Below are 23397 nucleotides of genomic sequence, written 5' to 3'. Positions count from 1 at the left end.
GCCGGCGCCCAGCCGGAGCAGCCCCGCACCGAGTCCGACTCCCAGCCCGTCCCGCCGTCGCCGTCATGGTGACACCCGTCCCCGCAGCCGCAGCCGCGCCTGCATCACGTCAGGAGGATGTGTGACCACCCTCAGCACCGAGGCAGCCAACTTCGGCTGGCTCCTGGACAACTTCGTCCGGACCGTGCCCGGCACCCGGCACACGCTGGTGGTGTCGGCCGACGGTCTGCTCATGGCCATGTCCGAGCAGCTCGACCGCACCAGCGGCGACCAGCTCGCGGCGATCGTGGCGGGCATGTCGAGCCTGACCCGGGGAGCGGCGCGCCAGCTCCGCGCCGGCGACGTGCGGCAGGCGATCGTGGAGATGGACAACCTGTTCCTCTTCCTGATGAGCGTGTCGAACGGCTCCGTCCTCGCGGTCGTCGCCGACGCCACCTGCGACGTGGGCCTCATCGGCTACGAGATGGCGATGCTCGTCTCGCGGACCGAGGCCACGCTGACCCCGCAGCTCATCACCGAGATGCGCGGCAGCCTCCCCGTCGACGGCGCCACCCGCGCTCCCACCGTGTGAGGTAGCCGATGAGCGAGAGCGAGTTCGAGACCAGGACCGTCCGCCCGTACGCCCTCACCGGCGGCCGGGTGCGGTCCGAGCGGTCCGACTACCCCCTCGAGGCGCTGGTGGAGATGCTGCCCGCCGGCGTCTCGGGCCAGGGCCTCACGCCCGAGAAGCGGGCGATCCTGCAGCACGCGTCGCACGGCTACATCTCCATCGCCGAGCTGTCCGCGCTGCTGCACCTGCCCCTGGGCGTGACGCGCGTCGTCGTGTCCGACCTGGCCGACGCGGGCTACGTCCGCGTGCACTCGTCCACGCCGGTCGAGACCACCACCGGTCAGTCGCCCGCCCTGTCCCTGAGCGTCCTGGAGAGTGTTCTCAATGGCATTTCCGCCCTCTGACGCCGTGGCCACCGGCCAGGCCGCTGCCGTGCCCACCGCCCGCCCCGCCGGCGACGCCGGCGAGATGGGTGCCGCGCCCACCGTCGTGAAGATCGTCGTCGCGGGCGGCTTCGCCGTCGGCAAGACGACGTTCATCGGGTCGATCTCCGACATCGAGCCGCTGAACACCGAGGCCGCGATGACCGAGCACTCGGTCGGCATCGACGACGCGGGCGGCCAGACCGAGCGCAAGACGTCGACCACGGTCGCCATGGACTTCGGGCGCATCGCGCTGCCGGGGTCGCTGTGGCTGTACCTGTTCGGCACCCCGGGCCAGGACCGGTTCCTGTTCATGTGGGACGACCTGGTGCGCGGCGCGATCGGCGCCGTGGTCCTGGTCGACACCGACCGCCTGGACCAGTGCTTCCCGGCCGTCGACTACTTCGAGTCGCGCGGCATCCCGTTCGTCGTGGGCGTGAACTGCTTCGACGGCGTGGCCAAGCACCGCCTGGAGGACGTGCGCGAGGCGCTCGCCATCCCGGCGCACGTGCCGGTGCTCTACACCGACGCCCGGTCGCGCACCGCCACGAAGCAGACGCTGATCCAGCTCGTGCAGCTCGCCATGGAGCGGCTCCGCAGCTCCGCGGCGTGAGCTGACGACCCGCGCGCCCCGCTACAGTGCGGGGCGTGCGGGTCTACGCCGACGGCTCGGCCCTCCTGCGCTACCTGCCCTTCCCGGACCACTCGGTGGACTGGCAGCGGTGGGCGGAGCAGCACGAGCCGGAACTCCTCGTCACGCCGCTGTCCCTGAGCGAGCTGCGCCACGCGGCCGCCACGGCGCCGGCGCACGTCCGCGCGCGCGCCCACGCCGCCGGCGAGCGGCTCGAGGTCGTCCGGTTCTCGGACCAGGCGGTCGGCGCGGCCGCGATGACGACCGCCGTGCTGTCGCCCTTCGCGTCGCTGCACCTCGGGGTCGCGCTGGCGTACCCCGGGATCACGGCGTTCGCGACGTACGACGTGCGGCTCGCCGCGGTCGCCGCGATCCACGGCCTCGTCGTCGTGTCCCCGGGCCTGCCCGACCGCTGGTGGGACCTCGCGGCCTGAGCGCCTCTGTCTTCGCCGAGATGGCAGCTCTCGGCTGTGCGGGACCACACCGCGACAACCGAGAGGTGCCTTCTCGGCGGACGTGGAGGGGCGCGTCGGTGCGCGCGTGGTCGCGGGACCGGCTCCGCCCGTCCTACGGTCGGGGCATGACGCAGCTCGACCTCACCGGGCGCACCGCGCTCGTCACCGGTTCCACCCAGGGCATCGGCGCCGCCATCGCCGCCGGGCTGGCCCGCGCCGGCGCGCGGGTGGCCGTCAACGGCCGCTCGCCGGAGTCCGTCGACGCCGCCGTGGCCCGGCTGGCCGCCGAGCACGGCGACGGCCCGGGATCGTTCGTGGCGGCCCCGGGCGACGTCAGCACCGACGCGGGCGCCGAGGCGGTCCGCGCCGCCGTCCCCGGCGTCGACGTCCTGGTCAACAACCTGGGCATCTTCGAGTCCCGCCCGGCCCTGGACATCACCGACGACGAGTGGCGCCGCTACTTCGAGGTCAACGTGCTCGCCGCGGTGCGGTTGACCCGCGCCTACCTGCCGGGCATGACCGGTCAGGGCTGGGGTCGGGTGCTCAACATCGCGTCCGACTCCGCGGTCGTCATCCCCGCGGAGATGATCCACTACGGCATGTCCAAGACCGCGCTGCTCGCGGTCTCCCGGGGCTTCGCGAAGGAGGCCGCGGGCACCGGGGTCACCGTGAACTCGGTCATCGCCGGACCGACGCACACCGGCGGCGTCGAGGACTTCGTCTACTCGCTCGTCGAGAAGGACCTGCCGTGGGACGAGGCGCAGCGGGAGTTCATGCGTCGGCACCGGCCGCAGTCGCTGCTGCAGCGGCTCATCGAGCCGGAGGAGATCGCGAACCTGGTCGTGTACCTCGCGTCGCCGCTGGCGTCGGCGACGACCGGTGGTGCGCTGCGCGTGGACGGCGGGTACGTGGACGCGATCCTGCCCTGAGGCCGTGACCGACCGCGCCGCGGTCCACCGGGTGCGGCTCCGGCCCCGCGGCCCGCTGGGCGGGCCCTTCGTCCCGGCAAGGGCGCCGCCGGGCTGGTCACGGCGCGCGTCGTCGCAGTTCGGGCAGCCGATCTGCCCATCCGGCTTCATCCCCGCCGCGTCCCTGCCGATCCAGGAAGTGCACACGGCACTTCCAGGGAAGGAACACGCAGATGCGACGCGACGGGGCAGGACGCCGAGGCAGGTTCTGGGGGGTGGTGCTGTCCGTCGTCGGTCTGGTGACGCTCGGTGCCACACCGGCAGTGGCCGACGAACCGGAGGTGCGGCAGTTCACCTTCACGAGCGCGACGGCGCCGTTGGCGTACCACCACGGCGACCCGACCGTGTTCACCCTCGACGTCCAGGTCCGGCAGGGCGACTCGGACAACCACCCGCCGGTCCCGGAGGGGACGGTCGCCATCACCCGCACCCCGGTCGCGCTGGTCGGAGGCGACGGCTCGCCGGTCGGTCCGCCGGAGCAGGTCGCCACGCTGCAGCTCGACCAGGACGGTCGTGCCTCGATGCCGCTCGGCACGCTCGAGGTGGGCGACTACCGCTTCGACGTCGCCTACCTCGGTGACGCCACGTACGAGCCGTCCTCGAGCTGGCGGTACGTGTCGGTCTCGGCCCCGGTCGTCGTGGACCCCGGTCCCCCGAACCCGGAGACCGACCCGCGCCTGGTGCCCACGCTGTCGTGGTCGATCGCGCCGGACAACCCGGTCGACGACGGCCCGATCAGCATGACCGTCACGGTGTCCGGCGCGGCCGGCACGCCGCAGGGTGAGATCGAGATCGGCACGGTCGACACGAACGACCACTACAGCCGCCACACGCTGTCCGCCGGCCGGGCCTCGACCGTGTTCGGCCTGCCCGCGGGTACCCAGAGGCTCTACGTCGGCTACCTGGGCGATGCCACCTACCGGCCGGCGTCGAACGCGCCGGGCTACGCCAGCGTCACGGTGCTGCCGCGCGGCGGCGAGGTCGAGCTCGGCGTGCCCAGCGCGCTGACCGGTGCGGTCGGGTCCCCGACGACGTTCACCGTCCGTGTCACCAGCCCGTGGCACCTGCCTGCGGAGCTGCTCGTGGAGGTGGACGGCGTCCGGGTGTCGACGCCCGCGGTCCCGTCCTCGGGCGTCGTCCCGGTCACGGTTCCCGGCCAGGCGCCGGGCGTGCACGCGATCACCCTGCGGACCGCGGCGACCGACGACTACCCGGCCGCCAGCGCCACGGTCAGCCTGACGGTCGCCGCATCGACGCCGCCGGCCCGTGCCACCGAGCAGCCCACCGGCGACGTCCGCGCCTCGGCGGCCCGCACGGCTCCGGGCGCTGCGATCACGGTCAGCGCGAGCGGCTACCTGGCAGGCGAGGTGGTCGCGTTCTACCTGCACTCCGACCCCGTGTTCCTCGGGACCGCGGTCGCGGACGCCGCCGGAGTCGCGACCCTGACCGTGACCGTGCCCGCCGACGCCCCCGTCGGCGCGCACCACATCCGCGGCATCGGTGGCACCAGCGGGGTCTGGGCCGAGGTCCCGGTCACGCTCGCCGCGGGGACCGGTACCGCGGGCGGTACCGCGGCGGCCGGTACCGCCGGCACGACGGGTGACCCGAGCACGCGGGCGCTGGCAGCAACCGGCACCGGGGTGATCACCGGCCTCGCGGCTGCGGCCGGGCTGCTGCTCCTGGGCACCGGTGCGCTCGCGCTGCGACGACGTCTCGAGGCCGGCCGCGCCGGGTAGCGGACCGCGCCCGCGACGAGGGCCCCGTCGGCGACCGCACGTCGCCGACGGGGCCCTCGTCCGTCCGCGGCCCGCTGGTAGGGTCGCCGCGTTCGTGGGAGGGCTGGCTGAGCGGCCGAAAGCGACGGTCTTGAAAACCGTTGGGGCGTCGAAAGGCGTCCTCGTGGGTTCGAATCCCACGCCCTCCGCCAGCGGTGCGCGACCGATGTCCGCGCGCGGGAACCGTCACCACTCCGCGCGGGACGCCAGCCCCAGCGTGTAGTCCTCCCAGTACGCACCGGCGACCGGGCCGCCGTTGCACGTGCCGTCCGACCGGCCGACGGTCTTGATCCACAGGTCCGCCACGTGCGGCCCGCTGCCGGTCGCGCCGGGCGCCGCGCCGAGCGCACGCCCCTCCGGGTTGCACCACACCGTGCCGTCCGGGCCGGCGAGCGGCCCGGCGCCGTTGCGCGAGGTGTCGACGACGAACGCCTTCCCGCCGAGGAGCGCCGACAGGTACGTGCCGTACGCGACCTCGTGCTCGCTGCGCTGGAAGTTGGACACGTTCACGGAGAACCCGGCGGCCCGGTCGACGCCCGCCGCCCGCAGCCGCAGGGCCATGTCGCGGAGCTGCTCCGCGCTCCAGCCGAAGCTGTTGCTGCTGGCGGCGTCCAGGTAGACCTCGGCGCCGGCGGCCCGGTACGCCTCGACGGACGCGCGGAGCAGCCCGAGCCGCTGGTCCCGGTCGCCGCACCGCTCCAGGTGCAGCAGGGCGTCCGGCTCGACGACGACGACGGGGCGGGAGCCGCGCAGGCCCGCGGCGACGGCGTCCACCCAGGCGCGGTACTCGGCGGCGGTCGCGAACCCGCCGGCCGAGTAGGAGCCGCAGTCGCGGTCGGGGATGGCGTAGGTGACGAACACCGGCGTGCGGCCGGCCGCGGTCGCCGCGGCGGCGTAGGCGCGGACGGCGGTCGTGCCGTCGGCGGGACCGAGCCAGCGCGCGGCGCCGCCGCCGGCGGCCTTGTCGAGCAGCGCGGCGTCGGTGGTGCGGCCCTCCGTGCGGGCGGCGGCCGCGGCGCGGGCGACGTCGGACGTGGGGTCGGCGTACGGCGGGGCGGCGGACAGCACCGTGCGGTACACGCGCTCGCCCGACCCGGCGTCGGTCGACGCGCCGCCGCCCGGGCCGGAGCCCGGCCGGGCCACGACCGGCAGCGCGGCGGGCAGCGGCAGGGTCACGACGGCGGGCACCCGCTCCCCGGCCGGCGCCGCGGTGGACCAGACGCTCGCGCCCGCGGTGGAGATCAGGTAGATCCGCGCGTGGTCCTTGACCACCAGCCGCGCGCCCGGTGACGACGCGCCGGCGGACCACAGCACGCCGCCGGTGGGGGAGACGACCCGGAGGTCGCCGCCGGGGGTCACACGGGCGGACGCGCCGCGCGCGGTGGTGCCGGCGCGCCAGACCGCGGTCGCCCCGCGGGTCAGGACGAGGTCGCCGTCCGCGCCCATCGTCAGCCGGACGTCGCCGGTCGCGATCGACTCGCCGGCCAGGAGCAGGCCGCCGGACGGGACGCGGTCCGCCGGGGTGGTCCGGAGCGCGGGGCCGTCGGTGGTCGACTTCCACACCAGCCGGCCCGCGGTGTCCACGGTGTACACGACCCCGTCGGGCTTGATGATCGAACGGGCGCCGGGCGAGGCCGCCCCGGTGGTCCAGAGCAGGGTGCCCGAGGCGGAGCGCACCTCCAGCGCGCCCGACGGCTGCTGCACGAGCCGGGCCCCGGGGCTGCCGGTGGTCCCGGTGTGCCAGAGCACGGGACCCGTGCCGAGCCGCACGGTCACGTCGCCGTCGGCGCCGACGGCGAGGACGTGCGCGCTGCCGACCGCCGCCAGCGACGCACCGCCGACGAGGGTCTGGCCGCTCGTCAGCCGGTCACCCGCCGGCGCCGGTGCGGACGCCGTGGCCGGGGACGGCGCCAGCACGACCACCACCAGCAGCGCGGCGGCGGCCGCGCGGACGGCGGCGACGAGGGGTCGCGACCACGTGACGGTCGGGCGGGACGGGTGCGGGCGGGCGGCGCGGGGCATGGCGGGGTCCTCGTCGGGGAACGGCTTTCCCTCCCCATCGGCGACCCGCCCGCTCCCCGGCCTCGTCGGGGCGGGTGAACCGGGGCCGCGCGCGGCGGGCCCGCGCAGCCGCCGTCAGGCGGGCGCCCCCGGCGCCCGCGCCCGGGCGACCGCCGCGGCGATCCGTCGCTGCATCGCCGCCTCGCGCCGCGTGCGCGCCCGCCGGACGGCGAGCACCCCGCCGACCAGCAGCAGGGCCAGCGCGAGCTGCGCCCACGGCACCGCCCAGGCCGACCAGGACGACTCCGCCGCGGCCAGCGCGGCTGTCACCTCGTCGTCGCCGACGACTGCCGGGGTCACCGCGACGGCCCCGCCGAGCCGGACCAGCGGCCACGCCTCGACCTCGACGCTGCCGGCGGCCGCCCCGCCGGGCAGCACCTCGCGCAGCGCGGCGCCCTCGGCGGTCGTGCCCGCGACGCCGAACGGGCCGGCGGCACTCGCGGACGAGGTCGCGCCGAGGCGGACGTTGCCGGCGTTCGCGACCGTGTACGACACGCGCAGCGTGCCCGGGGCGAACGGGTTCCACGACGGCGTGTAGTCGGTGCGCACGTCCCGCACCGCCAGGGCGGGCGCCAGGTCGCCGGTGACCCGCAGGTGCAGGCGCGCGCCGACCCGGCTGTCCATCGCGACGCCCGCGCCCGCCTCGGTCGCGAGCGCGGCGACGACACCCGCGGGGTGGTCGCCCGGGGTCGCGTCCGCGGGGACCCGGACGACGAGCGGCAGCGTGACCGCGGAGCCCGCGGGGACCTCGACGCGCTGGGTGGCACCGGGCTCCGCGATCGTGCCGGCGGCGTCGCCGAGCGCGATCCAGGAGCCTGCCGCCTCGGCCGCGGTGCCGGTGGGCGGCAGGTCGAACTGGCCGTCGGCGGTGATGAGCCCGTCGCCGGCGTAGACCTCGAACGCCGCGGGGTGCTCGGAGAAGTTCGTCAGCGTGACGTGCTCGGCGACCTCGGCGCCCGGGTCGACGGCGTGCCGGAACGACACCCGGCCGTCCGGCCCCTCGGCGGTCGCGGGCTCGAGCGCCCAGGTCGTCCGCGCGGCGGCGGCCTCGGCGGCGGGCGCGGGCTCGGTCGCGGCTGACGCGACCGGTGCGGCGGGCAGCGCCAGGGCGGCGAGCAGGACGAGGGCGGCGGACGCCCGGCGGCGTCGCGGGGCGGTGGTGCGCGGCACGGTGGTCTCCAGCGGGTCTCGGGGGAGGAGGGGGAGGACGAGGCGAGGGCCCGGCGTGCCCCTGCGGGCGGCGCCGGGCCCTCGCGCTGCGGTCAGTCGACCGGGAAGAGCGACACCGTGAGCGACCCGGCGTACTCGCCGGCGCGGGTGTCGACCGGGACCTCGAGGTTCAGCTCGGCCGTCAGGTCGGTGGTGCCGAGGCGGCCGTCCGAGGTCGCCGTCGCCAGCGTCGCCGGGGTGCCGAGGCCCTCGCCGCCGCCGAGCACCGTCGCCACCGGCGAACCGGGCGCGACGCCGGGCTTCGTGGTGAGCACGCCCGGGGTCCAGCCGAGGTGCTGCGCGCGCAGCACCTGCGAGCCGGTGGAGAGGTCGGCCGCCTGGCCGGAGACGGTCCAGCCGCCCGCGCCCGCCTGGGCGTTCGAGCGGGAGTCGGTCACCGACACGGTCGGCAGCGCGCCGCCGAACCGCAGGCGGTCGCCGACGTTCGCACCGCCGCCGAGGGCGACGCCCTCGCCGAAGTCCGCCACCGACATCGTGAGCGAGCCCTCGACCTCGCCGGCCTGCGGCACGGTCGCCGTCAGCGGGATCTCGCCGGCCTCGGGGGCGTCCTCGCGGCCCCACGCGGCGAACAGGGCGTTCGCGAGCGCGGTGTTGTCCAGGTACGCGCCGCGCACCGGGTCGGTGCCGGTCGCCGCCGCGGCGAGCCGGTCGGCGCCGGCGCCCTTGGCGAACAGCGGCACGAGCTGGTTGGTGTGGTCGCCGGAGTACCAGCCCTCGTCGGGCAGCTGGCCCTTCGCGCCGGTGATCGGCGTCCAGGTCGGGTCGGACGCGGAGCCGTCCAGGTACCCGGTCTCGTGGTCCGCGGTGACGACGACGATCGTCTCGTCCCAGGACGACTCGGTCTCGACCCAGTCGACGACCGTCTCGACGGCGCGGTTGAAGTCGACCGTCTCCTCGATGTTCCGGGTGGTCTGGTTGGCGTGGCCGGTCCAGTCGATGGCGCCGCCCTCGACCATGAGGAACAGGCCGTCCTCGTCCTGCTCGAGCACGTTGAGGGCGCCCTGGGTGAGCGTCGCGAGCGACGGGACGTCGTTCTGCTCGACCTCGAACGGCAGCGCGCCGGCGACGTCGCCGGACCGCGCCTGCTGCAGCGTGGAGCCGACCTGCACCAGGCCGAACAGCTGCTCCGGGACGTCCTGGCCCGTCGGCGAGCGCCTCGAAGCCCGCGGTCTCCTCGACGAGCGTGAACGGGGTCTGGCCGTCCTGCAGCTTGTTCCAGGAGGCCTCGCTCAGGTAGTCGAACCGGCCCGACGACAGCGGCTCGTGGTCGTCGTCGAACATCGGGTGACCGGCACCGATGATGACGTCGAGCGGCCCCGCGATCATCTCGTCGGAGATGCCGTGCAGGTCGTTGCGGCTCGCGTTGTGCGCGCCGAAGCTCGCCGGCGTGGCGTGCGAGAACTGCACCGAGGTGACGACGCCGGTCGCCTTGTCGAGCTCGGCCGCGCGCTCGGCGACGTTCTTGACGGACGTACCCGACGGGTCGATGCCGAGCACGCCGTTGTTCGTCTTGACGCCAGTGGCGAGCGCCGTGCCGGCGGCGGCGGAGTCGGTCGCGCCCGTGGCGATCCACTCGAAGTCGGACCACGCCTTCGCGGGGTCGTACTCGGCGCGGCCGTTGGCCGAGTGGGTCGACATGCCGACCTGGACCGGGAACTGCTGGAAGACCTGCGAGGCGGTGCCGGGCAGGTGCGCGATCGTGCCTGCCTGCGGGTCGACCTCGACCTGGGCGTAGGTGGTGCCGTGCTCGTAGAGCGAGGCGGCGTCGATGTGGTTGTAGCCCATGCCGTCGCCGATGAGGACGATGACGTTCTTGGGGCCGGGAGCGGGGTCGGCAGCGACCGCGGGTGCGGCCGAGGTCAGGGCGACGGCGGCGACGAGCGTGCTCGTCCCGGTGAGCGCGAGCCACCGGCTGGGTCGTCGGGTCATGATCTCTTCTCCGTCGAATCGGGGCGGGCGGTCACCCGCCTCCCTCGACCCTCGGCGCCGCCTGTGACGTGTCAGTGAACTCCCGGAGAAACCGGACGAAACAGTCGAAGCGCCCAGCGGTCGGCGCGCGCCGGGCGGCCCTGGCGCAGCACCGCATCGCGGCTCGGACCACTCACACATCCGGATTGCGGGCACTCAATTGCCCGATGCAGCGTCCCGCTTTGCTACGCAAAGGTGGCCATGGACCACCTACGGACCCGCAAGAACCCCGTGCGACCTGCGCTGGCATGGGCGTGTCAGACGACGGCGCCGGGTGCCGTCCGGAGGAGGACACGTGAGACGCAGGACCACCGCGCGCAGGACGCCGCGGACGCTGCTGGCGGCGGGGGTGGCGCTGGTGCTCGGGGCCGCAGGGGCGGTCGGCGCGACCCCGACCCCTGCCGCTCCCGCGACGACGGCCGCGGAGGGCTCGCTGCTGCTGCTCGAGCCGTTCGACGGCCGCAGCGTCGCGGACGCCCGGGTGGGCGCGCGCGGCAGCGCGTGCCTCACGGGCGCCCCGGTGGGGCTGGCCCCGCCGTCCGGCGCGTCCGGCCTCGGGCCGTGCCCGGGCGGGTCGGGCACGGGCCCCGTGCGCGGGGCGGTGCCGGGCTACCTGCAGCTGACCGACGACCTCGTGTCCCAGGGCGGAGGGGTGGTCCTGGACCGGGTGGTGCCGGCCGAGGCGGGTCTCGTGGTCGAGTACGACCAGTTCATGTACCGCACGCGCTACGGCGACGGCGCGGACGGCATCGGCCTGGTGCTCGTCGACGGCGCGCACGACCTGCGCGCGCTCGGCGCGTTCGGGGGCAGCCTCGGCTACGCCCAGGCGACGTCCGTGCCCGGCGTCGCGGGCGCCTACCTGGGCGTCGGGTTCGACGTCTACGGCAACTTCGCCCGCGACGCCGACGGTCGCGGTGCGGGGTGCGCGGCGGCCTCGCCGTTCGCGTCCCGGGTGCCGAACTCGGTGACGCTGCGCGGGGCCGGCGACGGCCGGACGGGGTACTGCTGGCTGGCGACGCAGCAGCTCGACGAGCGCGAGCAGATGCTCGACTGGTACGGCTGGGCCACGCCCGCGCAGCTGCTGCCGGGCGCGCAGCGGAACGTCCGGGTCACCGTGAGCCCCGAGACCCGGCCGCTCGTGACGGTGGAGATCGACTTCTCCGGCGCCCGGACCGCCTACCGGACGGTGCTGACGCACCGGATGGCCGAGGACGCGCCCGCGACCTGGAAGCTGGGCTTCGCCGCCTCGACCGGGGAGGAGCGGAACGTGCAGCTGGTCCGGGACGTCGAGGTCCGGACGGTCGAGCCGCTCTCGCCGCTGCACCTCGTCGCCCAGGTGGCGCAGACCGACGACCTCCCGGACGCGTTCCGGACCGGCTCGGTCATCCCGTTCGACCTGGTGGTCACGAACACCGACGCCGAGCCCCTCACCGACGTCCAGGTGCACGACCCGCTGGTCGGCCCCGGTGCCGTCTGCGCGGTGCCGGAGCTGGGGCCCGCCGGGTCCGCGACCGCGTCGGTGACCTGCCGCGTCGAGGTCGTCGTCGGGGCCGAGCACGCCAGGGTCGGGGAGCTGCTCAACGCAGCGCGCGCGGTCGCGGTCGGGGCGGACGGGCCGGTGTCGGCGGCCGACGACGTGCTCGTCCCGATCACCGGCAGCCCGGCCCTCGAGGTGTCCGCGACCGCGGTGGTCGACGGCGGCCCGGGTGGCCTGGTGACCGCGGGGGACGCGGTGGTGCTGACCTACGAGGTCCGGAACGCGGGCGACGTCGACGTGCACGACCTGCGGGTCCAGGAGGCGCTGGGCGTCCCGGTGGCGTGCCAGGCCGACGCGCTGGCGCCGGGGGAGTCGACGACCTGCGTCGCCGAGCCCTACGTGCTGGGCGAGCCCGACCTCGTCGCAGGCGGCGTCACGAGCGTGGCGACGGCGGACGCGGCGGTCCCCGACCACTCCGACCCGCTGGTGCCCGCCCGGGGCGCGCTCGAGGTCCCGCTGGTGGCCGCCACCGTCGGCCTCGCGGTGACCCAGGACGCGGTGGTCGTGGCGGACCAGGGCGAGCCGGCCGGCGTGGGCGACCGGGTCCGGTACGCGGTCGCCGTCGAGAACACCGGGGACCTGCCGCTCTCGGGCCTGGCCGTCGAGCACGACCGGGTCGGCACCACGACCTGCGCCGCCACCGAGCTCGACCCCGGCGCCTCGACCACGTGCGCCACCGACACCGAGCACGTCGTGACCGAGGACGACCTCGTCGCGGGCGGCGTCGAGGCGACCGCCCGGGCGTCCGCGCAGACCCCCGGCGGCACCCCGGTCGCGGCGGAGCACACCGTCACGACCGCCACCCGCCCGGCGGTCGCCGCGATCGCGCTCGCGATGGTCGGCACGGTGGAGGAGGGCGTGGAGCCGGCCGGTCCCTCCGAGGTGCGGGTGCGGTACGCGTTCGACGTGACGAGCACCGGGACCGTCACGGTGCACGACGTCGCGGTCACGGACCTGCGGGTGGGCGACGAGCCGGTCGGGCCGGTGGTGTGCGAGCGCGCGGTCCTCGCGCCCGGCGAGGCGACCGCGTGCGCGGCCGAGCAGCCCTACCTCGTGACGGAGGCCGATCGCGAGGCGGGGGAGGTGCGGGCGACCGCCAGGGCGCACGCGCGGGCGCCGGAGGGGGTGCCGGCGGTCGAGCCCGCCACGGCCGAGGAGACGGCGGTCGTGCCGGGGATGATCGTCGACCCCGAACCGGAGCCTGAGCCGAGCCCGGAGCCTGAGCCGAGCCCGGAGCCTGAGCCGAGCCCGGAGCCTGAGCCGAGCCCGGAGCCGGAGCCGAGCCCGGAGCCCGAGCCTGGGCCGACCACCCCGCCCGGCACCGGGGCCGGCGGCGGCGAGGCCGGCGTCCGCCCGCCCGCGTCCACGCCCGACGCCGGGGCGACCGGCGGTGCGGGCACGGTCGGGGACCCCGGCGGCCTCACCGTCACGGGCTCGGCGGTCGCGGGTGCGTCCGCCCTCGCGTTCGCCCTGGCGGCGGCCGGCATGCTCCTCGTGCGACGTCGTCAGCCGGGGTCCACGGACCCGTCGACGTAGGTCCAGGCGCCGTCCTCGCGGACGAACCGGCTGACCTCGTGCAGCGACCCGCGACCCTGCGGGTCGCTGTACGAGGCGCGGAACTCGACGGTCCCGGCGGAGTCGAACGGTCCGCCGCGGTCGGTGCCGAGGACGTCCAGCCTCCGCCACACCACCGCGTCGTCGAGGTCGACCGTCCGGGGGCGGGTCGAGGGGTGCCAGGTCCTCAGGAGGTACGCGGCGTCCCCGACGGCGAACGCGCTGTACCGGGACCGCATGAGCGCCTCGGCGGTGGCGGCGGTCCGCTCACCCCGGTGCCGCGGCCCGCAGCACTCGTCGTAGGGCAGGCCGCTCAGGCAGGGGCAGCGGGTCGGGGTCGGCACCCGACCAGTATCGGGCGGGTCAGCGGCGGGAGTCCCGCCCCCGGACCCGGACCCGCGCCGGCCGGGACCGGAGCACGGCCACCCGCAGTGCGACGCCAGCCCCGGCCAGGCCGAGCGCCAGCACCGCGAGCGGCAGGGTCTCGGCGCCGGTGCGGGGCAGGTCGCCGGCCGCGAGCACGCCCGAGCCGCCGCCCGTCGACCCGCCGGAGTCCCCGGTCGACCCGCCGGTCCCGCCGCCCGGGCCGCTCTCGCCCGGGTCCTCCGCGCCGGTCACCACGACGCTGACGTCCGCGCTCGCGCAGGCGGGCGACACGTCGGCCGCGCACACCTGGTAGGTGAACGTGTCCGTCCCGACGAACCCGGGCGCCGGCGTGTAGACCAGCACGCCGTCGACCAGTGCGACCGTGCCGTGCGCCGGCGGCACGGTGACGTCCGGCGGCAGGACCGTGCCGGAGTCGTTGGCGGCGACGTCGATCGCCACCGGGGTGCCCTCGGGCGTCGTCGCGGCGTCGTCCACCGCCACCGGGTCGACGAGCACCGTCACGAGGCCGGTGCTGCACAGCACCGGGATCCCGTCGTCGCACACCGTGTACTGGTACAGGTCGCGACCGGCGAACCCGGGCGGCGGCGTGTAGGTGGTCGTGCCGCCGGCGAGCGTCACGGTGCCGCCGGCGGCGGTCGGGAACGTCTGCACGATCGTGACCGCGTCGCCGTCGGGGTCGCTGACGGCGGGGTCGCCCGAGACGGGGGTGTCGACCGTCGTCTCCAGGAACAGCGGCGGCGCGGCCGGCGGCAGGTTGTCCGGCCACACGTGCACGGTCACGACGGCGGTGGCGCAGTCGGCCGAGTCGTCGGGCGAGCACGCCTGGTACGTGAAGGAGTCCGTGCCGAGGTAGCCGGGGCCGGGGGTGTAGACGACGGACCCGGTCGCGGGGTCGACGGTGACGAGGCCGTGGTCGGGCAGGTCGACGAGCGTCGGGGACAGCACCGCCCCGGGCGGGTCGTTGGCGAGCACGTCGATGGTGACGGCGGTGTTCACGAGGGTGGTCGTCTCGTCGTCGACCGCGAGCGGGTGCACGATCAGGGTCACCGTGGCGGGGGCGCTGCACCGCACCGGGTCCTGGTTGTCGCACACCTGGTACGTGAACGAGTCCGTGCCGACGAACCCGGCGTCCGGGAGGTACCCGAACCGGCCGCCGGGCAGCAGGATCAGCACGCCGTCGGACGGTCCCGTCACGGTGCTGAACCGCAGCTGCAGGTCCGGGTCGGGGCTGCTGCCGGTGACGGTCGAGACGATCGGCCGCCCGACCACGGTCTCCCGCACGAGGTCGTCGGCGGTCGGCGGGTCCACGACGTCCGGCCCCGGCGTGACCTCGGTGGTCACCGTCTCGGACCCGGCCGTGCCGTCGTTGTTCGAGGCGTCCGGGTCGGGCGTGGTCGCGGTGGCGCTCACCGTGTTCACCAGCACGCCGCTGTCCGGCGCGGTGCCGGTGACGGTGAGCGTGACCGTCGCGCCGACCGCGAGCGTCCCCAGCGACCAGGTGACCGTCGGCGGGGCGACCACCCCGCCGCCCGACGCCGTCACGCCGGTGAGGGCGGGCGGGAGCGCGTCGGTGACGGTGACGCCGACCGCCTCGTCGGGCCCGGCGTTGGTCACGTCGACCGTGTACGTGAGCTGGCCGCCGGGGCCCACGAAGGCCGGCCCGGTCTTGCTGACCTGCACGTCCGCGGACGCGGGACCGACCGGGTCGGCGCAGTCGGGCGCGGGGTAGTCGGCGGGCCCGGGCACCGTGAGGGCGCGCAGGTCGACGTTGGTCACCGAACCCCCGCCGGTGTCGGGGAAGGTCGCGCCGGGGACGTCGACGAAGATCGGCACGAACGCGGAGTCGCCGTCGAACCCGCCCTGCACCCCGGTCGTGCCGCTGAACACGTACCGCCCGAACCCGGTGACGGCGCCGTCGTCGGCGAGCGTGGTCGCGGTGAGCGCGCCGGTGGGCGCCTGCCGCCAGGTGCCCTGGTTGACGAAGCCGCCACCCAGCGCGACCAGGCCGGTGCTGCTTGACCCCCCGTTGTTGGTGAACCCGCCGGCCGCCTGGAGCGCGCACAGGTTGGTCAGCGCGCCCGAGCCGTTGACGACCAGGTCGCCGGCGAGCGTCGCGGTGCCGGCGTTCCGGAACGGGCCGTTGACGATCGTCGTGCCCGCGGCCGTGAGCGTGCCGTTGTTGGTGAGCGAGACCGCGGAGTTGAGCGTCGCGCCGCCCGGCAGCGCCAGCGTGCCGTCGTTGACGACCGTGCCGGCCGCGGGGGTGAACGCGCCGGTGATGGTCAGCGTCGCCCCCGCCGCGTTGAACACGGTCCCCGGGCCGTTGAGCGCGAGCCCGGCGAACGTGGCCGTCCCGGCGTTGTCCAGCACGAACCCCGCGTTCACCGCGACGGACGGCATCGTCGCCGTCCCGCCCGGCGCGACGTAGATCGTGCCGGCCGCGTTGTTCATGTAGGCCGGCGCGAGCGTCGCCCCCGCCGCCACGCACAGCGTCGCGCCCGCCGGCAGCGAGCCGACCCCGCCGACCTGGGTCCCGCCCGCGAGCAGGACGACCTCGCCGGCGGCGATGTCGAGCGCCGCGCCGGTCGCCCCGCCGCTGACGGTCCGGGTGGGCGCCGCGCAGTCGTCCGCGGGGGCGGCCTGCGCCGGCCCGCCGGGGACCAGGGCCGCGAGCAGCAGCCCGCCCACCGCGGCTGCGGACCACCGGCGACGCGCGCGCGGTCGTGCCTCCTGTGCCGCCGTCGTCGTGGCGTCCCGCCGCGCTCCGCTGCCCGACCTCGTCCGCACCGTGCCCCCGATGCCTCGTGCGCCGGCCCCCGACCAGCACGTCCGGTCACGGTACCGACGGGTGCGCCGCCCGGCGAGGGGTGGCGGTGACCGGCCGCGCGCCACCCGGTACCGACGTCCCGCTCAGGACGGTGCCGGGCCGCCATCATGGTGCGCGTGCCGACCCAACCGACCGACGACGAGCTCGAGCTCATCCGCCAGTCCGGCGTCGCCCTCCGCGTCGGGCGGCTCAGCCTGTCCGCGGGGACGGGCTCCTACCGGGTCAAGTCGTCGATGGCCCGGATCGCCCGGGCGATCGGCGTCGACCGCCACGAGGCCCACGTGACGCTCACCGAGATCACCACGACCTCGCACCGCGGCCCGAGCTTCCGCACCGAGGTCGCCGAGGTCCGGTCCGTCGGCATCAACGCGGACCGGCTGGCCGAGCTCGAGCACCTCGCCGGGTCGCTCGCCCGGTCGGGCCGGCGCGCCACCGTCGACGAGGTGTCCGCCGAGCTCGACCGGATCGAGCGCAAGCGACCGCTCTACCCCGACGCGGTCAACGCGCTGTGGGCGGCGGTCGCCTGCGCGGCGTTCGCGTTCCTCAACAACGGCGGCCCGGTCGAGATGGCCGGTGCGTTCGTCGCGGCCTGGCTCGGCCAGCTCACCCGACGGCTGCTGCTGCACCGCGGGTTCAACCAGTTCGGCGTCACCATGCTGGCCGCCGCGCTGGCGTGCCTGGCGTACCTCGGGCTGGTGTCCGCCGTGCACGAGCTCGGCGCCACGGAGGTGCGGCACGCGGCGGGGTACGTCTCCGCGGTGCTGTTCCTGGTGCCCGGCTTCCCGCTGGTGACCGGAGGCCTCGACCTCGCGAAGCTCGACTTCTCCGCGGGGGTCGCGCGGCTGACCTACGCGCTGATGATCCTCACCTCGGCGGCGCTCGCGGTCTGGGGCGTGTCGATCGCGGTCGGGCTGTCCCCGGACCCCGAGGCCGGTCCGGTGCTGCACTCCGGGCTGCTGCTGGTGCTGCGCATGGTCGCGAGCTTCGTGGGCGTGCTCGGCTTCGCGCTCATGTTCAACAGCCCGTGGCGGATGGCCCTGGGCGCCGCCGTCGTCGGGATGGTGGCCAACACGGGCCGGCTGTACCTCGTCGGCGAGGTCGCGCCGCAGGCCGCGGCGGCGGGGGCAGCGCTGCTGGTCGGGCTGCTCGCCGCCGTGATCGCGCCACGGCTCGGGGTCCCGCGGATCACCGTGTCCGTCCCCGCCGTCGTCATCATGGTGCCGGGCGTCTCGGCGTACCGGTCGGTGTTCTACCTGTCGAACGGCGACACCACCCAGGCGCTGGCGTACGGCGTCCAGGCCGGTCTGGTGGTCGTCGCGCTGTCGGTCGGGCTGGCCGTCGCGCGGATGCTGACCGACCGGGAGTGGGGCTTCGAGCACTGACCGGGCGGGCGCCGCGGGCCGCCCGCGAGGGCCGCTTTGCCGGGTGCCCGGGACGCCCGGTACTGTGTCGCAGTCTGGAGACGTCGCATAGCCAGGTCTAGTGCGCGACCCTGCTAAGGTCGTGAAGGGGCAACCCTTCCGTGGGTTCAAATCCCACCGTCTCCGCTTCCACGAGGGCCCGGTCATGGCGACCGGGCCCTCGTCGCGTGTCGGGTGCCGGCGCCGTCCGCGCCAGGCCCGGGCCGCGCGTCAGAAGCGCCCGCCACCGCCCCGGCGGCCACCACCCGAGCGGCTGCCGCTCGACCGCGAGCCCCCGGACCGGCCGCTCGACCGGCTGCTGCCGGAGCGGCCGCCGCCGGACCATCCGCCCGACGACCCGCCCGACCGCCGCGCACCGCCCGACCGGCCGCTCGACCCGCCCCCTCCCGACGACCACGACCAGGACCACGACGACCCGCCCGACGACCAGGACGGCCCGTCGTCCGCCGCCTCGGCCCGCCGTCGCGCGGACTCGATGTCCGCCAGCGCCGCGCGCTGCGCCTCCTCGGCCCGCTCGGCGGCGGCCCGCAGGACGCGGAGCGCCGTGACGGGGTCGCCCGTGACCGCCGCCTCCCCCTGCGCGGTCAGGCGGGCGGCCTCCGCCAGCCGGGTGCGGGTCGCGGCGCCGATCGACCAGCGGCCGCGCGCGATCGTCGACTCGACCCCGGCGATGCGGGCGCGCGCCGTCGCCGTCGCCTGCGGCAGCCGCTCCTGGGCGTGCGCGCGGGCGGCCTCGGTCTCGCGGAGCGGGTCCAGCACCCCGTCGAGCGCGCGCTCGGCCTCCGTCAGCGCGCCGAGCACGGCGAGCGGGTCCTGGCCGGCCTCCGCGGACCCGGCCCGGTCGCGCGCCCGCCCCGCGGCCGTCACGACCTCTGCGAGGCCCGGCGCGTCGAACCGCCGGGCGTCGGCGAGATCCGCGTCGATCTCCGCCACGACCGCGGCGATGGCCTGCGGCGCGGTCTCCAGGTCGGCGGCGCGGCGGTCGAGCGCGTCGAGCACCGCGACCGCGCGGTCCAGCGCCGTCCGCGCCTCGCGGGCGTGCGCCAGGGCGGCCGCCCGGTCGGTGTCGACCACCGCCAGGCCGGCGTCCGCCTCGGTGCCCGCGCGCGCCGCGAGCGTCGCCGCGTCGGCGAGCACGCCCGGCACGTCCGCGGTCGCCGACGGCGCGTACCGGGGTCGGATCGCGTCCCACACCGCCCCCGTCTCCCCGGTCCGGACGGCCGCGGCCGTGGCGGCGTCGCGCACCTCCGCCAGGTCCGCGGGCGCGCGCTCGTGCAGCGCCCGGAGCGCCACGAGCGGCTCCCGCTGGGCCGCGAGCACCTGCTCGACCCGCGTGCAGGCGTCGAGGACCGCGTACGCCAGGCTGGTGCGCCGGGCTTCGGTGTCGTGCTCGTCGTCGTCCAGCAGCTGCCGGGACCGGAAGGCCTCGGTCAGCAGCTCGCGGGCCTGCCCGAGGGCTGCGGCGAACGGCGCCGCCGCCTCGGCGCCGAACTGCGCCTCGGCGAACGCCACCTCCTGCGCCGCGGACGCCACGGCGTCGTCGGTGGCGACGAGCGCGCGCGAGGACCGCTCGTCCAGGGCGTCGAGCTCCTCCTCGGCGCGGGCCGCGGCGCGGCGGTGCCGGACCAGCCGCGCCAGCCCGTAGCCGAGCAGCGCCAGGGCACCGAGGACGAGCAGCACGCGCAGCACGATCGTCCCCGTGCCCGCCGGCGGGTTCGCCGCCCGCTCGTAGCCCTCCGCCGCCGCGACCGCCGCGCCCGCCCAGTCGTCGTCGCGGAGCGCCGGCTCGATGTCGTCCTGCTCCACCCGGGTCAGCGCGTCGTCGGTCAGCGCGATGTCGCCGTCGACGGACACCTGGTACCGGCGGTCGTCGACCGCGACGGCCAGCAGGATGTCGTCCCGTCCCAGGCCGGACGCCTCGGCGGTGGCGTCCGCCCAGGCGCGGTTGCCCAGGCCGTCGAACGAGTCCACGTAGACGACGAACAGCTGGTACGGCGAGGCCTCCGCCAGCCCGGCGAGCGCGTCGGCGACCCGGGCCTCGTCCGCGGGCGACAGCACGTCCGCCGGGTCGGTGACGGCCGTGGGGAGGTCGAGCGGCGGGTCCGCGACGGCGCGCGCCGCGCCGGGACCGGCGGCGAGCAGGACGGCGGACGCGATGGCGGCACCGGCGCGCGCGAGGCGGTCGGGTCGGCGGTGGCGGGGCATGCGGGCTCCGGGCGTTCGTGCGGGTGGCGGGCACCACCCGGGTGGGCGACGGCGTCCCCAGTGTGGCGTGCGGGACGGCCGTTCCCCCCTACTCTCGTCGGTGGATCACGACGTCAGCAGGGGGAGAGGCCGTGGGAGAGATCGACACGGCGGCCGTTCGAGCGGCCGCCGGCACCATCGAGTCCGTCGCGAGCACCGTGCGCCAGCACGTCCCGTCGGAGGTGGGCGACATCGCCTCCGCCCTCGCGGGGAGCGCCAGCGCCGGCGCGGGGTCGGCCCTGGCCACCGCCTGGTCCGACGCCTACACCCGCTGGGCGACGAGCGCCGACGCGCAGGCGGAGTCGATGCGATCCGCGGCCGGGAGCTGGACGTCGACCAACGACGGCGTCGCCACCCGGTTCGACCGCCTCGGGCCGGTGCCGTCCTGATGGTCTCCCCGTCCCAGCTCGCCTCCTGGCAGCCCGCCCGCCTGTCCGAGATCGCCGAGGCGGTCGTCGGGCACCGCCGCAGCCTCACCGGCCTGCACGACGACCTCGACGCGGGGCGGCCACCCGCCTCCTGGACCTTCGAGGACGCCACCGCCGCGCGCACCGAGCACGACCGGCTGTCGAGCGCGCTCGCCACCCAGGTCGCCGAGACCACCGGCGTGATCGAGGCGCTCGACGCGGCGGCGACGTCGCTCGCCGCCGCCAAGGAGCTGCTCCAGGGCGCCATGCGCCGGGGCGGCTACAACGGCCTGCACATCGACCACGCGACGGGGGCGGTCAGCATCGCGCGGACCTTCGACGACGAGGACGAGCTGGCCTACGCCCGCACCGTCCAGCAGGAGGTCGCCGAGCAGATCGAGACGGCGCTCGCCGACGCGGCCGCCGCCGACCAGGCGCTCGCGGCCGCCCTGACCGCCGCCGCGACCACCGACGTCAACGACATCGGCAGCCTCGCGGACCAGCAGGCGCTGCTCGACTTCCAGGCCAAGAGCCCGGCGGACCAGGTCCGGTACCTGCTGGACCACCCGGAGGCGTACGCGCTGCTCGGCGGCCACCTGTCGGACGAGGCGAAGGGTGGCCTGGGCGCCGAGGTCGCCGACGGGCTCGACCGGATGGCGCGCGAGTGGCGGGACTTCACCGACGCCGGTGCGGTCGCGCGGTACACCGCGCTGCTCGACGCGTTCGGAGGCGACCCCCAGGTCATGGCTCCGCTGTTCGAGCGGCTCGGACCGGACGGGCTGCTCGGCGCCTACACCGGGCTCAGCCTCGCGCTGCACGACGTGCCGGACCGCAGCGGGCTCACCCGGCTCGCGGAGGAGCTCAGGTCCGGCCTGCAGGCCGCGACGACCGACCCTCGGTTCGATCAGGAGCGGTTCGGGCAGGACCTGGTCCGCTACGCGACCGCGACTGCGGACCGCGACGCCCAGCTCGCGTACGACCGCACGTACGCCGTCAACGGCGGGGAGGGGGCCGTCCTCGACTTCCTGCTCCGCGAGGGCACCTACGGCGAGGACTTCGTGCGCGGGGTCACCTGGGAGCTCGACGAGTTCGAGCGCGGACAGCCCGAGCGCGCGGAGCTGTGGACCGAGTCCGCCTCGCTGCGCTCGCCGCTCTGGGGGCTGGGGCTCGATCCCGTGTCGCCGCGCATGCCGGACCCGATGGGCGCGGCCCTGGGGCAGCTCGCGCACTACCCCGCCTCGGGGTTGGAGTTCTTCTCCGAGGAGGCCGACGCCCGGGCGCAGTACTACCTCGCAGATCGGGACTGGCGCGACGGGTTCCAGGGCATCGCGGAGGTGGTGCGGGCTGTCGGGACCGACGCCGACAACCTGAGGTCCGCACCTGCGGACACCGGGATGTTCGTCGCGCGGGCCTTCGACATGCTGCCGCGGAACGAGGGCTTCTCGGTCGAGGGCGCGAGTCTGGCGTCGGAGCCGATCGCCGATCTCCTCAAGCACTACATGCCTGCCCTGGATGCAGCCGTGGCGGCGGGCAAGGAGGGCCTGCCCCCATGGCTCGACGTCACCTCGAACCCGTACCTGCCACGCTTCGACGACTACCCGATGCTCGACTCCGGGGACGCCACGAGCCTCCTGCGCGTCGCTGTCAGCAGCGAGGAGGGGATGGCTCGGATGGCGGAGGGGGTCGCCGGGTACCGGCACGCGATGCTCGCCGGGGTCACGGAGCAGCATCTCGGCGGTGCGGGCCTGACCGAGGAGGGGAGGATGGCGGTGCAGAACATCCTCGGCACCTCGGCGCGCGTGGAGGGAGCCGTGCAGGCGATGGTCGGCGAGGTCGCCGTCGAGGGCGCCCGTTCCCAGGACCAGCAGGTGGCCGCGTTCACCAGTCTGGTCTCGGAGGCGGTGGGCCTGATCCCGGTGCCGTTCTCCGACGAGGTCGGCGGTGCGGTCGGCGACCTCGGCAAGAAGGCGTGGGACGCGGCGTGGGGTCAGGTCACCGAGATCCCGACGGACCGGGTCACCGACGCGTTCGGCAGCAACGAGGCCGCGGCGCGGGACGCCGCGACCGGTGAGGCGATCGACGGACGGAACAAGTCGGTGATCTCGTCCTACCTGGCGCTCGTGAATGCCGGCGTCGTCGAGGTCCCGCCGGAGATGCGCGACGTCTGGCAGCCGGGCGGGCGGCTGATCACGATGGGCGACATCGAGACCCCCGCCATCAGCTCCTACTTCGAGAAGGCCCGGCACGCGATGATGGACCTCGTGGACGAGGAGTCGTTGCTGGGGATGTACCAGGACCCCTTCGTGGGGTTGGGGAGGTGACGGGTCCGTCGTCGGACGGGGTGCGACGCGCCGGGGTGAGATCACCTGCCCGGTGGTGGGTGGTCGCTGCTCTGATCGTCGTGCTCGTCGCGGGGGGCGTGGTCGCGGCGCTCGTGCTGCTGAGGGCGGCGCCCGCCCTTCTCGACGCGGACGACATCGCCGGAGTCAGCAGCGTCGCCCAGGACGCCGACGCGGACCCCGCACCCGGCTGGGTCTGGTGCGACACGATCGCCCCCAGCATGTGGGAGCGCGGCGAGCCGCCGACCACCTCGCTCGTGCTCGACGACGGCTCCACGATCGGGGCGACCCTGATCGAGCGGCCGCTGGGCGGGCTGACGGCCGGCAAGGTGCTCTCGAACGCGTCGGCGGCGGCCGAGTCGTGCGGTGCCTCGCACCTCGTCGACGAGGGCTTCGCCATCGAACCGCTGAGCGGGCTCGCCGACGGCGAGGTCGGATGGCGCTCCGCGAGGCCCGACGGCCGGTGGGGTGAGTACGTGCTCGTCGACCTGGACGGTCGCCGGGTCCTCGCGGTCGGGTTCGAGACCGAGGCCGACGAGGCTCCGCTGCCGATCGGCGACCTCGTCGCGCTCGCCCGCGAGGGCGCCGAGCGGTTTCCCGGGGACGGCTGACCCGCAGCCC

General features: G+C 76.0%; 17 protein-coding genes, 2 tRNA genes and 1 pseudogene. 13 read left to right on the top strand and 7 right to left on the bottom strand.

Features of this window, described 5'->3' with window-relative positions:
- Positions 1 to 121 precede the first annotated feature (121 nt).
- The 7 genes from FKM96_RS08150 to FKM96_RS08120 all read left to right on the top strand — a co-directional run bounded on the left by FKM96_RS08150 (position 122) and on the right by FKM96_RS08120 (position 4953).
- Positions 122 to 571: a roadblock/LC7 domain-containing protein gene (locus FKM96_RS08150; RefSeq protein ID WP_147794822.1), complete on the top strand. Its 450-nt coding sequence runs from the start codon at positions 122 to 124 to the stop codon at positions 569 to 571.
- A gap of 8 nt (positions 572 to 579) precedes the next feature.
- On the top strand, positions 580 to 954 hold the full coding sequence (locus tag FKM96_RS08145) for a DUF742 domain-containing protein (RefSeq protein WP_147794821.1): 375 nt from the start codon (positions 580 to 582) through the stop codon (positions 952 to 954).
- Complete coding sequence (locus FKM96_RS08140) at positions 935 to 1585, top strand: ATP/GTP-binding protein (protein ID WP_147794820.1); 651 nt, start codon at positions 935 to 937, stop codon at positions 1583 to 1585. The genes FKM96_RS08145 and FKM96_RS08140 overlap by 20 nt, the downstream gene beginning before the upstream one ends.
- 35 nt (positions 1586 to 1620) lie before the next feature.
- Positions 1621 to 2037, top strand: a complete 417-nt coding sequence (locus FKM96_RS08135) for a PIN domain-containing protein (RefSeq protein WP_246855258.1) — start codon at positions 1621 to 1623, stop codon at positions 2035 to 2037.
- Between the two features lie 146 nt (positions 2038 to 2183).
- Entirely contained in the window at positions 2184 to 2987 is an 804-nt protein-coding gene (locus FKM96_RS08130; protein ID WP_147794818.1) for an SDR family NAD(P)-dependent oxidoreductase, read from the top strand.
- A 320-nt stretch (positions 2988 to 3307) separates the two neighbouring features.
- Entirely contained in the window at positions 3308 to 4762 is a 1455-nt protein-coding gene (locus tag FKM96_RS08125) for an Ig-like domain repeat protein (protein ID WP_168216920.1), read from the top strand.
- A 97-nt stretch (positions 4763 to 4859) separates the two neighbouring features.
- A tRNA-Ser gene (locus FKM96_RS08120) sits at positions 4860 to 4953 on the top strand.
- A 34-nt stretch (positions 4954 to 4987) separates the two neighbouring features.
- On the opposite strand, the gene FKM96_RS08115 is transcribed toward FKM96_RS08120, so the two are convergent.
- The 4 genes and pseudogenes from FKM96_RS08115 to FKM96_RS21410 form a co-directional block, all read right to left on the bottom strand.
- Entirely contained in the window at positions 4988 to 6823 is a 1836-nt protein-coding gene (locus FKM96_RS08115; RefSeq protein WP_147794816.1) for a glycoside hydrolase family 6 protein, read from the bottom strand.
- Positions 6824 to 6937: 114 nt separating this feature from the next.
- Positions 6938 to 8032, bottom strand: coding sequence for a DUF916 domain-containing protein (locus FKM96_RS21420; RefSeq protein WP_168216919.1), 1095 nt, complete (start codon positions 8030 to 8032; stop codon positions 6938 to 6940).
- A 92-nt stretch (positions 8033 to 8124) separates the two neighbouring features.
- Entirely contained in the window at positions 8125 to 9201 is a 1077-nt protein-coding gene (locus FKM96_RS21415) for an alkaline phosphatase (protein WP_246855257.1), read from the bottom strand.
- Between the two features lie 226 nt (positions 9202 to 9427).
- Positions 9428 to 9877, bottom strand: a pseudogene (locus FKM96_RS21410) (alkaline phosphatase); the annotation flags it as partial.
- Between the two features lie 478 nt (positions 9878 to 10355).
- Between FKM96_RS21410 and FKM96_RS20600 the strand changes: the two are divergent.
- Positions 10356 to 13133, top strand: a complete 2778-nt coding sequence (locus FKM96_RS20600; RefSeq protein ID WP_168216918.1) for a hypothetical protein — start codon at positions 10356 to 10358, stop codon at positions 13131 to 13133.
- On the opposite strand, the gene FKM96_RS08095 is transcribed toward FKM96_RS20600, so the two are convergent.
- A complete protein-coding gene (locus FKM96_RS08095; protein WP_147794815.1) occupies positions 13103 to 13495 on the bottom strand; it encodes a YchJ family protein in 393 nt (130 codons plus the stop codon). The genes FKM96_RS20600 and FKM96_RS08095 overlap by 31 nt on opposite strands.
- A 19-nt stretch (positions 13496 to 13514) precedes the next feature.
- Complete coding sequence (locus FKM96_RS08090) at positions 13515 to 16226, bottom strand: Ig-like domain-containing protein (protein ID WP_147794814.1); 2712 nt, start codon at positions 16224 to 16226, stop codon at positions 13515 to 13517.
- A gap of 255 nt (positions 16227 to 16481) precedes the next feature.
- On the opposite strand from FKM96_RS08090, the gene FKM96_RS08085 reads away from it, so the two are divergent.
- Both FKM96_RS08085 and FKM96_RS08080 read left to right on the top strand, forming a co-directional pair.
- Complete coding sequence (locus tag FKM96_RS08085) at positions 16482 to 17747, top strand: threonine/serine exporter ThrE family protein (RefSeq protein ID WP_246855256.1); 1266 nt, start codon at positions 16482 to 16484, stop codon at positions 17745 to 17747.
- A gap of 76 nt (positions 17748 to 17823) precedes the next feature.
- Positions 17824 to 17912, top strand: a tRNA-Ser gene (locus FKM96_RS08080).
- An 84-nt stretch (positions 17913 to 17996) separates the two neighbouring features.
- Here the strand turns inward: FKM96_RS08080 and FKM96_RS08075 are convergent.
- Positions 17997 to 19991 carry a TPM domain-containing protein gene (locus FKM96_RS08075; RefSeq protein WP_147794812.1) on the bottom strand — a complete coding sequence of 665 codons (1995 nt, stop codon included), beginning with the start codon at positions 19989 to 19991 and terminating at the stop codon, positions 17997 to 17999.
- A 131-nt stretch (positions 19992 to 20122) separates the two neighbouring features.
- On the opposite strand from FKM96_RS08075, the gene FKM96_RS08070 reads away from it, so the two are divergent.
- From FKM96_RS08070 to FKM96_RS08060, 3 genes are read left to right on the top strand one after another with little or no spacing between them, the layout of a single operon-like run.
- On the top strand, positions 20123 to 20419 hold the full coding sequence (locus tag FKM96_RS08070; RefSeq protein WP_147794811.1) for a hypothetical protein: 297 nt from the start codon (positions 20123 to 20125) through the stop codon (positions 20417 to 20419).
- Entirely contained in the window at positions 20419 to 22758 is a 2340-nt protein-coding gene (locus FKM96_RS08065) for a hypothetical protein (RefSeq protein WP_147794810.1), read from the top strand. Before FKM96_RS08070 ends, FKM96_RS08065 begins: the two co-directional genes overlap by 1 nt.
- 35 nt (positions 22759 to 22793) lie before the next feature.
- Positions 22794 to 23387, top strand: coding sequence for a hypothetical protein (locus FKM96_RS08060; RefSeq protein ID WP_147794809.1), 594 nt, complete (start codon positions 22794 to 22796; stop codon positions 23385 to 23387).
- Positions 23388 to 23397: the final 10 nt, after the last annotated feature.

Origin of the sequence: Cellulomonas sp. Y8 (assembly GCF_008033115.1) — a bacterium.
Classification (GTDB): domain Bacteria; phylum Actinomycetota; class Actinomycetes; order Actinomycetales; family Cellulomonadaceae; genus Cellulomonas.
Note: the sequence above shows the minus strand (reverse complement) of the source record. Positions and strands in the feature narration are given on the sequence as shown.

What these genes read in the sequence shown, in the direction of transcription:
- FKM96_RS08145 (WP_147794821.1), top strand. Translation starts at nt 580, where the DNA reads ATGAGCGAGAGCGAGTTCGAGACCAGGACCGTCCGCCCGTACGCCCTC.
- FKM96_RS08140 (WP_147794820.1), top strand. Translation starts at nt 935, where the DNA reads ATGGCATTTCCGCCCTCTGACGCCGTGGCCACCGGCCAGGCCGCTGCC.
- FKM96_RS08130 (WP_147794818.1), top strand. Translation starts at nt 2,184, where the DNA reads ATGACGCAGCTCGACCTCACCGGGCGCACCGCGCTCGTCACCGGTTCC.
- FKM96_RS08115 (WP_147794816.1), bottom strand. Translation starts at nt 6,823, where the DNA reads ATGCCCCGCGCCGCCCGCCCGCACCCGTCCCGCCCGACCGTCACGTGG.
- FKM96_RS08075 (WP_147794812.1), bottom strand. Translation starts at nt 19,991, where the DNA reads ATGCCCCGCCACCGCCGACCCGACCGCCTCGCGCGCGCCGGTGCCGCC.
- FKM96_RS08065 (WP_147794810.1), top strand. Translation starts at nt 20,419, where the DNA reads ATGGTCTCCCCGTCCCAGCTCGCCTCCTGGCAGCCCGCCCGCCTGTCC.